This is a genomic window from Pseudanabaena sp. FACHB-2040 (genome assembly GCF_014696715.1).
GTDB lineage: Bacteria > Cyanobacteriota > Cyanobacteriia > Phormidesmidales > Phormidesmidaceae > JACVSF01.
This window is the reverse complement of sequence record NZ_JACJQO010000006.1, coordinates 266,190-279,247: the sequence shown is the minus strand read 5'-3', so window position 1 is coordinate 279,247 and position 13,058 is coordinate 266,190. Positions and strand designations below refer to the sequence as shown.

Genomic DNA, 13,058 nt, shown 5'->3' with positions numbered 1-13,058 from the left:
GGAATTCAGGCCCTTCATCCCAATTCAGCCATGAACTCCACCAAACCCGAATCAACGATGCGCTACCCACACGTTCGCTCTGTTTACCCCCTGAAATACTCTGCCCGTCGTAGATGGCTCACGCGGCTTTACCAGGTCGCTCTGGGGCTGCCGCTGAGCCTGGGCTTGGCGGCGCTGGCCCCAGCCGTGGCTGCGGCTGATGTGGCCACCTGTTCTGTGGCTAATACCGAGCTGTCTTTGCTGCAGAGCAGCCCTCAGGAGGCGCTGCTGCGAGAAAGCTGGCAGACCTACCGGGACCGCTTTATCCAGGGCGATGGCCGAGTGATCGACCGGGAAGACAACGACCGCTCTACCTCAGAAGGTCAAGCCTATGCCATGTGGCGAGCGGTTTTGATCAACGACCCCGATACCTTCCAGCGCACCTATGCCTGGGCCGAAGGCAACCTAGCTCGCCGGGGCCCCAGTGGCGAGCCCAGCGATACTCTCTGGTCCTGGCACTGGGGCCGCAGTGAAACGGGCGCATGGCAGACCCTAGATCCTAACTTCGCTACCGATGCCGATATCGATGCTGCCACCGCGTTGATCCTGGCGGCCCGCCGCTGGAACTGTCCTGCCTATCTAGAGGCGGCTCGGGCCAAGCTGGCCGACATCTGGGCCTACTCCACCGTGGAGTTGCCCGACGGTAGCCGCCAGCTCCTGCCCGGCCCAGCAGAGGCGTTTTGGAATCAGCCCGATACTCTGATTCTCAATCCCTCCTACTTCTCGCCCTACGCCTACCGCCTGTTTGCCCAGGTAGACCCGCAGCGACCCTGGCTGAGGCTGGTAGACAGTGGCTACGCCATGCTGCAGGCATCCTCCGCCATTTCACCTGCGGGTTTGCCAGCCGATTGGATTGCCTACGACCCAGCTTCCGGCACCTATCGGCCCTTGCCCCCAGACAGCCCCGTGAAGAGCAACTACAGCTTCGACGCCTTCCGGGTGTGGTGGCGGATAGCGCTCGACTCGGCCTGGTTCGCCGAACCTCGGGCCAGGGCTTATCTGTCCACCTCGCTCGATCACTTAGAGACTCGCTGGCGGCAAGATCGGCGCATTCCTGCCCGCATCAGCTTAGCGGGAGAAGCGCTGGTGGATTACGAAGCTACGGCCCAATACGCCATGCTCTATCCCGCCCTGCAGCAGGTTTCGCCACTGCTAGCTTTGCAGATTTATCGGCAAAAGCTGGCACCCGCCTACCGCAACGGCTTTTGGGACAACGACACGGCCTACTACACCCAAAATCTGGCTTGGTTTGCCCTCTTGCCCAAAAGTCCCCCTGACATTGTGTTCCGCACCGCTACTGGCTCTCGCTAGCCCGTCTTTTTCTTCTGCCGTTTCGCCTGCATCCTCTGCAATGCCATGTCTACCAACTCCTCTCCCCCCTCTCGGTCGTCTGCCCTTGTGGCCTCTAGACGGTTTTCTCATCGCGTCTGCCGCCGTTCGTTAGGGCTGTTGATGGGTCTGACGTTGGCGGTGCTCACTGGGTTACCTCTGCCCGCAGTGCTGGCCCAGAATGCTGCTCCGCCCGCCACCCGCCCGCCCGCTGCCGCTCAGAATGCTGCTCCGGCTGCTGCCTCAACTGCTGCCCCGACTGCCGAACTGCTGCCCCTGCCCGAGGCGCTGCCGGCCAGCCCAGTGGTCAGCCCTGCGCCCAAGGGCCAGTATGTGCTGGAGTTTAATCGCAGTCCGGTGGTGGGCACTCGCCTGCGCTTTAGCGGTATCTATGACGAGCGGCGGCTGCAGTTTACCCGGCCTCGCAACTGGCAGGCAGAAACCGTCAAGGTGCTGCTGCGCTACCGTCACTCGCCTGCCCTCTATGCCACTCGCTCTAACCTGACGGTGCTGCTCAACGGCACCAGCGTCGGCAGTCTGCCGCTGAACCAACTGGAGGGCGAAATTGGCGAGGCGGTGTTTGACGTGCCGCTGGATTTGCTGCAAGACCACAATGAGCTGGTGGTAGCAGCCCTGCAAAACAATTCCCCTACCTGCACCCAAGACCCCTACGATCCTTCTCTGTGGACTGAGGTGCTGCCCGACTCCAAGCTGGTGTTTAACTTTGAGCCCCAGCCGGTAACGCCTAACTTTGACCAGTTTCCCTACCCGCTGTTCGACACCCTCAGTCTGCAGACTAACCAGGTTGTCTACCTGCTGCCCACGACAGTCGAAGATGCCTGGTTGACCGATGCGGCTCGGCTGCAGGCGGCATTGGGGCGAGTGGCCCACTACCGCCCGCTCGACACGCGCCTGATTGACTCTATCGGGGCCGTTAACCCGGATGAACGGCTGGTGGTAATTGGCACACCAGAAACTCAACCGGCTCTGGCAGATCTAGCACTGCCCTTTGCCCTCAAAGATGGCAAGTTTCAGGACGGCAGCGGCAAACCCCTGGCTCCCGAGGTGGGCGTGCTGATGTGGAGCACCACCGCTGAGAACCGGGTGCCGGTACTGGTGGCCTCTGGTAATGGACCGGCAGGGGTCGCTAAGGCTGTGCAGTTTCTGGCCCAACCTGGCGACCATCAAATTGCGGTAGGTCATGGCCTGCTGGTCAATCAGGTATCTCAGCTAGAGTCGCCGCCAGCGCGGCAGTGGCCTGGCTATCTGCCGACGTCAGAGAGCTTTCAGCTAAAGGATTTGCAGACGTCTACTCAGCAGCCCCTGGGGGATGTGACGGTGCGAGGTTCCCATGCACCGGCTCTGGAGGTGGACTTCAAGGCGCTGCCCGACGATCAGTTTCAGCCCGGCAATGAGCTGGTGCTGAACTACAGCTACGGCCCTCAGGTGAACCCCTTGACTTCCTTGGTTGAGGTTGAGCTAGATGGGGTGGCCGTAGATGGCAAGCGGCTGACGGCGCTAGAAGGGGCCGATCGAGAAACCCTTAAAGTGGCGCTGCCTGCTGAAAAAATTACGCCTTACTCCCGCCTGCGCGTCAACTTTCGCCTAGATCCTCGGGAACGCCGCTCCTGCAGCCGGGTCACCGATCAGCAGCTCTGGGGCACGATTCATGGCGATAGCCAGTTCAAGCTGAACCGGCAAGCGATCGCAAATCTGCCCGATCTCAAGCTGCTCAGCACCGGCTTTCCCTTTACCGCACCGCAAGACCTTTCAACTACGGCGATGGTGTTGCCCGATAGCCCTCGGCCTGCCGACCTCAACCTGCTGCTAGAGATGGCGGAACGGCTAGGGCGGTTGAGCCGGGCCGAGTCAGTGCAGCTCCAGGTGTTTCGGGTGGAAACGCTGCCCGAGGAGGTAAAGCGCGATCGCAACCTAATCGCCATCGGCACCCGCGCCCAGTTTCCCTTCCCAGAAGTCTTTAGCAGCGAGGGTTTTAACCTCAGAGATCGGCTATCGCGGCAGTGGGGCGGCAGCCAAGTGCAGGCCCTACCGGACCCTGAAGGTGTCATGAAAACCCTGATCTCCCCCTGGAATGGTCAGCGGGTGATTCTAGCCCTGAGCGGCCAAGACGAGCAAGGTCTAGCCAGTCTCACCGACCTCGTGCGTCACGATGCCCTGTTTTACCAGATCGAAGGTGATACCGCCCTGGTTAGCGCCAATGCACCCGACGCCGACCCCAACGATCCTCACGGTTACCGGCTAGCCTTTTTGCGCGAGTCGCCCCAAGTGCAGCTGGCCACCACGCCAACGCCTCCCTGGATTTGGCGACTGCTCAGAGCCAACTGGCTGCTGGTTGTGCCGGGGACCGTGATCATGGCCTTGCTGCTCTACGGTGTGGCTCAGTCCTATCTAAATCGCACCCTTACCCAGGACGACTAACGGGAGTTGACATGACGGGTTTTCCCTTTCGCCTCTATCAACAGTCTCGTGCCCGGATCAGATCGGGCCAGGGGCCACAGCGGCTGACGCGCTGGTTGACCGAAACCTGGCCGCAGGCTGTCAATGCCGGGGTGCAGTGGCTCAATACCTGGCAGCTGCTTCTGATGATGGCCTGTCTGGGCCTGATGACGGTGCCGCTAATTACGCTGCACTCGGGGGTCTATGAGCAGCTGCTAGTGGCACTGATGCTGATTGGCATTGGAGCTGTGGTGCAGCGCCTAGAAGACCGCTATACCAGCCAGCCCAAGCTGCGGGAGTATCTGCACCTCTTTCTAGTAATGCTCAGCTCGTTGACGACCCTGCGCTATCTCTACTACCGCACTAACTACACGCTCAATCTTGATAGCCCGCTGGATGCGTTTTTTTCCATCCTGCTATTTCTAGCTGAGCTATACGCCCTAGGTACGCTGTTTCTTTCCTACTTTCAGACCTTGAGCCTGCGGCAGCGGCGGTCTGTGGATCTCGCCCAGTGGCCTGAGCTAGGCTGGCCCACGGTCGATATTTACATTCCCACCTATAACGAAGAGGTCGAAATCGTTCGCAAGACGGCGCTGGCAGCCCTCGCTATAGACTATCCGGCCTACAAAAAGCAGGTGTATGTGCTCGATGATGGGCGCAAATTCCCGGAACGTCGGGCTGAGCTGGCCCGCACCTGCGAAGACCTAGGCTGCGTTATGCTGACCCGCGACGACAACGACCACGCCAAAGCGGGCAACATCAATACCGCCCTACAGCGCACCGAGGGGGATCTGGTGATGATCCTCGACTGCGATCACATTCCGGTGCGAAGCTTTTTACAGGAGACGGTGGGCTTTTTCTACGACACTGCCGTGGCCCTGGTGCAGACCCCCCACTGGTTCTACAACCCCGACCCGTTTGAGCGCAACCTGCTGACCCAGGGGCAAGTGCCGGTCGGCAACGAGCTGTTTTACAAGGTCTTGCAAAAGGGCAACGATACCTGGAACGCAGCTTTTTTCTGCGGCTCGGCAGCGGTAGTACGGCGCAAGTATCTGCTAGAAATTGACGGCATTGCCACCGAAACCGTAACCGAAGACTGCCATACCTCCCTACGGCTGCACTCGCGGGGCTATAAGACGGTCTATTACGACAAAATTATGGTGGCCGGGCTGGCCCCCGAAAAGTTTTCGGCCTACGTAGGGCAGCAGGTGCGCTGGGCTCGCGGCATGGCTCAGATTCTGCGGCTAGAGAACCCACTGTTTAACCGCAAACTGAATCTCAACCTGCCCCAGCGGGTCTGCTACTTCAGCGCGACCTCGCACTTCTTCTTCGGCTTTCCCCGGCTGATGTATGCGATCGCACCTAACCTCTTTCTGCTATTCAGCATCAACTCTGTTAAAGGCTTGGGTCTAGAGACACTGCTCTACGCCCTGCCCCACATCGCACTGTCGATGCAGACCAACCACATCCCCTACAAGCACGTCCGATTTTCCTTCTGGAACGAAATTTACGAATTTTCCCTCTCCTTTCAGGCCGGGATTGTCACCCTGTTGGCTCTGATCAATCCCAAGTTGGGCAGCTTCAATGTCACCGCCAAGGGCCTAACGGTCGATAAGCGCAACTTTGACCTCGATAGCGTGCGCTATCTGGTCATGTTGGGAGTTATTACTGCCGCTTCGCTCGTCGCAGTGCCTTTTTGGCTAATTCTCAGCCCCGAAGACAGCCAAGCCGTGTTGATCAACGCCCTCTGGTGTGTCTTTAACCTGGTGCTGGTGCTGTCGGCCTGCCTAGTCGCCTTTGAGCAGCCCCAGCTGCGCCGTGCCCACCGACTGCCCCGTGAGCTCACAGCCGTAGTTTACAGCGACGATCGCAGCTGGCCGGGCAAAACGGTCAACGTCAGCGAGTCCGGTGCTCAACTGCTGCTAGATGAATGGCCCAACGTTCCCGATCAAGTGCGAGTTGAGCTGATTGGTGACTACGATGCCCGAGTTCTGCTTGATGCCAAAATTATCCGGGCTGTTGCCACCAGCAAGCTCCAGACGCTGATCTCTTTAGACTTCATCAATATTAGCCGCACCCAGTCCGACGATCTGTCGTTAGTAATCTTCTCCGACGTCAAAGAGTGGTATGCCCAGCACCGCATCCACAGCGATCGCCCCTTCGACTCCCTGCGCTTTATCTCTACCAGCTTAGGGCGAGTCTTTAGCGAATTTAAGCCGGAGCTGGGCATTAAGATGCGCAAACAGATGCGGGCTCCTGTGCAGCTGGTTTGGGACGGCTGGATGGGCCAGAGCTACCAGGCCGAAGTGGTAGCCCTAGGCACCCGCGACCTACGGCTGGAAGTCGTCGGGCTGAGCGACCTAGACCTCGACACCCTGCGTCAGGATCGGCCAATGCTGGGTCTACTGCTTCCCAGCTATCAGGGCGATGCCCAGAGCCTGCTGGCCCAGGTGAGCGAAGTCAATGTGCTAAATCCCCAAGTTGTCTGGCTGGAGGGCAACGCCTTTTTAGAAGATCCTAAAGTGGCGCTAGAGCTAACATTTCCCACCTCACTAGATCGCCAGCAGCGGGGCAAAATTCGAGCAATGCTTAAGTCGCTCGATTAAGGCTGCTACTCCAATAAAGATTTTCAGGGGCAAAAGTCTTCACCTTTGCCCCTGAAAATCTTTAAAACTAAGATAGTTAATGTAAGGCAACATCGCTCACTCTGCTTAACCCAAAATGCGTGCGGATTGTAGACCTGTTAAGGAAGGCAAAAACGAGCTTAAGGCTATTAGGATCACCAGCTTCTTTTATTGAAAACCACGGCAATTCTTAAGAAATCGATGCAACATCGGTTGTCTAGCAGCGAAAAATTGCTATCCGGTCAAAAAATGTATATGTTTATTTCCTTAAAAACCGAAAAGTATGTTTATCGAAACTTGGTACTTTAATTCTGATTCTTCGCTGGTTATTCATTCTTCTGCAGACTTTATGAGAATTAATTGGATATAATTACCCTATACAGTTCAAGATGAATTGACGGCATCTTGATTACTGATCTAGGCTGCACTACCCAATCTCCTTCAAGCAATCAGATAAAAGCATCAAATCCTTGTGAAGCGTCCTTGTAAACGGTATGTGCATTCCCTGTATTTTTTATTCATTAGCTGCACTCATCGGTTGGCCACATAAAGATATCTAGTTAAAGATATCCGCGCCGAACCTTGCTACTGAATCAGGCTGCAACCGCTTTAAATCTACCTCCAGATATCGATATTAAAGCAGGTATTTTATAGCCTATTGCTCTGTACTTGAGCCCTGTGGTTATTACGCCACTTCAAAGAACCGTCTCCCCAAATGATTGCCTTTAGCTGTACCCAGGCCGGTGTCTGTGTGTGGCTAAGCGAGTGGTGCATGGGATACAAGATGGCCAAAGACTGGTCCTTTAGGGCCATTACAGTTCAACTCTACTGGAGCTTGAAACTGTTCGCTTTGCCAAAAAATTGCCCATGCCGCTGACGTAAACGTGGTTCCCTGTCATGGGAGTAGTCTTGAACGGAAATGTACCCTTCTCTCAATCCAGTCCCTATGACTACCTATCGCCCCTCTCAAATTCTGCATCCCTTGAGCTTATTGGCGCAGATGAGTAGTCGTCAGGCTACCGGATGCCTCAAAGTGACCGCTGAGCAGGGGGCCTGGCTACTGTATCTGGAACGGGGCAAACTGACCTATGCCACCACATCCTTCCAGCCATTTGACCGCCTAGACCTCTATCTCAGGCGATTCAGCGGCCAAGTTCCCACCCTGATTAGTGCTGTCCGGGTACAGGTGCGGCTGCTGTTTGAAAAGGCAGACCTACCTACCGATGCCTGTCCCGACTACCGAGCCATTTGCTGGCTGGTGGAGCAGCAGCACCTTCCCTCCGATCAAGCTGTCGCCCTGATCGAAACCCTATCTAAAGAAGTTCTAGAGGGCTTTTTAGGCATTCGAGAAGGCACTCCGGAACTGCTTGAAACAGACTTTTTGTTGGGCTTACCTAGACTGGGGCAATTTAGCCTCAGGCCAATGGTTGAGGACTGCTACAACCGTTTAAAACAGCGCCAAGGCAATGGCTCATCGGCTCAACCGTCCTCTCCAATGCTGCAGCGCAACGGAGATTACCGCAACGCCACCACCACCCTACCCACAGCCCCCGCTCCGTATACAGCCCCCGATACTCCGGCCCCTTCGAGGCCTGATTCAGGCATCTTAAAGCCCTCCAGCAAGAGTACTTATACCATTGCCTGTATTGACGATAGTCCAACGGTTTTAAGAGCCATCAACGACTTTCTAGATGACAAGATGTTTTCTGTTCTAATGATCAGCGACCCGGTTAAAGCGCTGATGCAAGTAATTAGAAACAAGCCTGATCTAATCCTGTTAGACGTTACTATGCCCAACCTGGATGGGTATGAGCTGTGTTCTCTATTGAGGCGTCATTCTGACTTTAAGCATGTACCAATCATTATGGTGACAAGCAATACCGGCTTTATCGATAGAGCCAAAGCCAAGCTGGTAAGAGCCTCGGGTTACTTAACCAAACCCTTTAACCAATCCGATTTGCTCAAAATCATCTTTAAGCATCTAAGTTGAACCTACTCGCGAATAGAACAACGACTCCAACCACAGGTGCGGTCTGCAATGGCCCTCTGATTCAGTCTGGCATCAGAAAACACGTTTCTTTGGCCCGGTGCCAACATCTCTCTCACTAACAAAGGGGACTAACTATGGCGATTACTTTGACAGGAACTATTTTGATTGTTGAAGATACTCCTTCTGAAATGGAGCTGATGAGCCACTACCTAAGAGAAAGTGGCTGCACTGTCATTCATGCCGTGACCGGCAAAGAAGCGCTAGACAAGGCCACTCAGTACAAGCCAAATGTCATCGTGACCGATGTCGTTATGCCCGGCATGAGCGGGTTTGAGCTGTGCCGCAGCTTGAAAAAGAACCCAGAAACCGCCAAAGTCCCCATTGTCATTTGCACCTCTAAGAATCAGGAAATTGACCGCCTTTGGGGTATGAGACAAGGTGCTGATGCCTATCTCACCAAGCCCTATACCCGCGAACAGCTGCTGCGCGTCGTCGTGTCCCTGTTGGGAGTAGGTCTATGAACACAACTTCCCTCATCCTGCGCCGAGAAACTGCTCAGGGAACCTTAGCTCCGGCCCTGCTCGGCAAGTCGGGCAACACACACCTGAAATTTCACCTGGGTCTGCAGACGCCCGCAGTCATGCCTACTCGGCACATTCAGGAGGCCATCACAGTTCCGGCCCAGCGAGTGTCTCCCATGCCGAATATGCCGCCCTGCATGCTTGGCCTGATCAACCGCCGCAGCCGTGTGGTTTGGGTCGCTGATTTAGCACTGCTCCTGGGTCTGCCCATTGCTCAAGCCCTATCGCACCAGTACAACCTGATTTTGATGCAGGTGGGCACAGTCTCTCTGGCCATGCGAGTTCACGAAATCGACGGCATTCTCAGCATCAGTCCAGAGATGATTCAAGCTCCTCCGGCGCATATTCCTGCCACCCTAATTCCCTACCTGAGAGGGTGCATTCTTCAACCTGCCGAAGTGCTGCTGGCTCTCAATGCTGAAGCTATTGTCCAGTCCTCCGCTCTGCAATTCCACTCAGCCTAATCCCTAATCCTCTGCTAAAGGTGCTGGTTCTATGACCACTGAATTCCACCCAGTTTCTCCTGCTCAGTCTGGCAAACCTGGCCTAGGCCAACCCAGTGAAACAAACGGCTACGGCGACTCCAATGCAATAATCCGCCAGCCTGGACAGGATTCCTCAAAATATCGCGGTACAGCTTATAACGCTGCCGCTAAAGACCCCATTGTGGTCACAGAAAAAAGCAAATGGCCTCTTACGCAGTGGTTTTACAACCTAAGCGTTCGCCAGAAGCAGGCGCTGGGCCTAGCAACCACTCAGGCTATTTCGGTCGTCGGTCTGGTTGGGGTTGGCTCCTTTCTAATAGTCAATGGGGGGCGTAGTCAGCTCTTAGACCAGGCCAAAGCAGAGCTAGCGGTCACGGAAGTAACCTACAACATCAAAGTCGACCAGATGGCGTTTGGTTTCCGAGGGCAGTCAGACAACCGAGCTGTTATCGATTTGGCTGTTGCCTATGCCAATGGGCGAGCCGTTCCTCCTGCAAACCAGGAGGAAGTCAAGCGCATTCTGCAGAACGAAATTCAGGCGCGCCAAATCGAATATGCCACTCTAGTCGGCAACGACCTAAATATTATTGTCAACGCCAATGCCAACCGTACAGGTGAGCGGTTTGACCCAGAAGGACTGGTCGGCACGGTCTTGCAAAACCCCCGGCAAATCAAGGCCAGCGCCGTCGTTAGCTGGGAGGAGCTGCAGCGAGAAGCACCGCCTCTTCCAGAGGGCTTTGCCGGTCAAGATGCCCTGATCCGCTATACGATCACCCCCGTTAGAGACCCCGCCACCAATCAGGTAATTGCTGCCCTGGTAGCAGGTGATGTGGTTAATAATAAAACCACCATTCTTGAGGAGACGCTATCCACTGTTGGCAATGGCTACAGCGCCATTTATCAGCAGCAGGAAGACGGCAGCTTCGCCCTGGCAACGGCTCTCGATAGTCAAGACAACTCTAATTTGAGCCAGGCTCAATCGGCGGTAGAGCTTTCTAGCCCAGCCCTGTTGCAGCAGGCCGCCGCCGCCAATGGCGGGGTGGTAGCCCAGCGAGATGTGGTAGGCGATCGCACCTACACCCTAGCTGCCAAAGCCCTGCCCACCTTTACCGGAGAACCCGCCGCTATTCTGGTACGCGGTACGTCCGAAACAGCCCTCAACAGTCTCTTTGGCGACAGCTTGAGGCTTCAGCTTCTGGTGGCTCTGCTGGCTGTGGCCGCCAACCTGATTCTGGCCCAGTTGTTGGCTCGCTCCATCGCTAGGCCGCTGCGGCATTTGCAGCAGGCCGCCTGGAAATTTGGCATGGGTGATCGGCAGGCGCGTGCCGCTATCTTCTCTCGCGATGAGGTAGGTCGAGTAGCTCACTCCTTCAACCAACTGGCTGACAACATCACCTACTCAGAGCAGTTGCTGCAAGATCAATACACCACTGCTCAAGAGAATGTAGAACGGGCTCAGCTAGTGACGAAACTGACCAACGACATTCGTCAGTCCCTGGATGAACGCACTATCTTGGGCACCTCCGTTGAAGGCGTACGAGAACTCTTCAATGTAGACCGGGTCGTCGTTTATCGCTTCAATAGCGATCTCAAGGGCGGTGAAGTCACGGCAGAGTCGGTTCGCCGGGGCTGGAAGCGGTCTATGGGCCAGATCATTGACGATCCCCTGAGCCCAGATGCTATCGAGCGCTACTACGCCGGACGCGTGACCTACATGAATGACCGGGAGACAGCTCAGCTCAGCCAGTGTCACTGTGACATTTTGGAGCGGATGGAAGTCAGAGCCAATATGGTAGCCCCTATCATGTGTGCTGATGAGCTGGTAGCCCTAATTTGTGTCCACCAGTGTTCTGGGCCGCGCCAGTGGCAGCAAGAGGAGATCGACCTGCTGCAGCAAATCTCGATCCAGACTGGCTACGCCCTAGGTCAGGCCAAACTGCTTGACCAGCAGCAGCAAGCAGCAGATAAAGAACGGCAGCTGAACGAAATCGTCCTACGCATGCGGGAGAGCCTAGAGGAAGGATACATCTTCCGCACAGCTGTTGCTGAAACCCGGCGGGTTTTGAATAACCAGCGCGTGCTGGTGTACCTCTTCGATGAAAAATGGAGAGGCACCTTCGTAGCAGAGTCCGTAGAGTCGGGCTGGCCAACAGCCCTGACCGACTCAATCTACGATCCCTGCTTTGCCGAACGCTATGTAGAGCAGTACCGGCAAGGGCGGGTGCAGGCTACCACAGATATTCAGGGCTCTGACTTGACCGAGTGTCACCTCAAGCAGCTCGAACCCTACAAGGTGCGAGCTAACCTGGTAGCGCCTATCCTGGTACAAGACGCGCTGATTGGCCTATTGATTGCTCACCAGTGCGACGGGCCTCGGGTCTGGACTGCTCTAGATGTCAACTTCTATCGGCAGGTGGCTAGACAGGTTGGCTTTGCTGTAGAACAAGCTCGCCTGCTGACTAAGGCAGAGACTCTTTCACAAGAGAGCCGTCAGAAACAGGAGTCTTTGCAGCGCCAGCTGGTAGAGCTGTTGAGCGATGTTGAAGGAGCTTCTCGTGGCGACCTGACGGTGCGGGCTGATGTGACGGCAGGTGAAATTGGTACAGTTGCTGACTTTTTCAACTCTATCGTTGAAAGTCTGCGCCAGATTGTTACCAAGGTGAAGCTGTCAGCCGAGCAGGTCAACCAGTCCTTGGGGCAAAACGAAAGCGCCATTACCACCTTGGCTGAGGCTGCCCTAGAACAGGCAGAGGAAACCACCCGAATTCTCGACTCGGTGGAAATCATGACTCAGTCTATTCAGCAAGTGGCTACCAGTGCCCGACAGGCGGCTGATGTAGCTCACAGCGCATCTGCTACGGCTGAAACCAGCGGCAACGCGATGGACCTGACGGTGCAAAACATTCTCAATCTGCGAGAAATTATCGGGGAGACTTCAAAGAAGGTGAAGCGCCTGGGTGAATCTTCGCAGCAGATTTCTAAGGCCGTATCGCTGATTAACCAGATTGCTATGCAGACCAACCTGCTGGCCATCAATGCCGGAATTGAGGCAGCTCGGGCCGGAGAGGAAGGCCAGGGCTTTGCAGTGGTCGCTGAAGAAGTTGGTGAACTGGCTGCCCGTTCAGCAGACGCCACCAAGGAAATTGAGCGCATCGTGGAAAACATTCAGCGGGAGACGGCTGAGGTAGTTGACGCGATGGAGCAAAGCACCAGCCGAGTCGTCGAGGGTACGCATTTCGTCGAAGACGCCAAGCGTAACTTGGGCCAGATTCTAGAGGTGTCTCGTCAGATTGATGAGTTGGTGCAGTCGATCTCTACTGCAACTGTGTCTCAGGTAGAGACTTCCCAAGCTGTCTCGCGCCTGATGCACGACATCGCTCAGGTTTCAGAGCGAACCTCTGACTCGTCCCGCCAGATCTCTGGCGCTCTGCGGGAAACCGTGGAAGTTGCCCGAGAGCTGCAGGCTTCGGTAGGGACATTCAACACTGGAGATCAGGTCTAGGTGCCGGGTGGGCCCCTGTTGCCCACCCAGCCGCGCTGCCCAAAGGTTCGT

General features: G+C 55.9%; 7 protein-coding genes. All 7 read left to right on the top strand.

Features of this window, described 5'->3' with window-relative positions; translation table 11 throughout:
* The first annotated feature begins 30 nt into the window (after positions 1 to 30).
* Complete coding sequence (locus H6G13_RS10625; RefSeq protein WP_199305839.1) at positions 31 to 1,350, top strand: glycosyl hydrolase family 8; 1,320 nt, start codon at positions 31 to 33, stop codon at positions 1,348 to 1,350.
* Between the two features lie 45 nt (positions 1,351 to 1,395).
* A complete protein-coding gene (locus tag H6G13_RS10620) occupies positions 1,396 to 3,807 on the top strand; it encodes a cellulose biosynthesis cyclic di-GMP-binding regulatory protein BcsB (RefSeq protein WP_190483174.1) in 2,412 nt (803 codons plus the stop codon).
* A gap of 11 nt (positions 3,808 to 3,818) precedes the next feature.
* The gene (bcsA, locus tag H6G13_RS10615) at positions 3,819 to 6,431 is read left to right on the top strand and encodes a UDP-forming cellulose synthase catalytic subunit (protein WP_190483173.1); all 2,613 of its coding nucleotides are present in this window, start codon (positions 3,819 to 3,821) and stop codon (positions 6,429 to 6,431) included.
* A gap of 964 nt (positions 6,432 to 7,395) precedes the next feature.
* Positions 7,396 to 8,439 carry a response regulator gene (locus H6G13_RS10610; protein WP_242028258.1) on the top strand — a complete coding sequence of 348 codons (1,044 nt, stop codon included), beginning with the start codon at positions 7,396 to 7,398 and terminating at the stop codon, positions 8,437 to 8,439.
* A gap of 134 nt (positions 8,440 to 8,573) precedes the next feature.
* Positions 8,574 to 8,960, top strand: a complete 387-nt coding sequence (locus tag H6G13_RS10605) for a response regulator (RefSeq protein WP_190483172.1) — start codon at positions 8,574 to 8,576, stop codon at positions 8,958 to 8,960.
* The gene (locus H6G13_RS10600; RefSeq protein ID WP_190483171.1) at positions 8,957 to 9,484 is read left to right on the top strand and encodes a chemotaxis protein CheW; all 528 of its coding nucleotides are present in this window, start codon (positions 8,957 to 8,959) and stop codon (positions 9,482 to 9,484) included. The genes H6G13_RS10605 and H6G13_RS10600 overlap by 4 nt, the downstream gene beginning before the upstream one ends.
* A 31-nt stretch (positions 9,485 to 9,515) precedes the next feature.
* Complete coding sequence (locus tag H6G13_RS28305; RefSeq protein ID WP_199305838.1) at positions 9,516 to 13,007, top strand: methyl-accepting chemotaxis protein; 3,492 nt, start codon at positions 9,516 to 9,518, stop codon at positions 13,005 to 13,007.
* Positions 13,008 to 13,058: the final 51 nt, after the last annotated feature.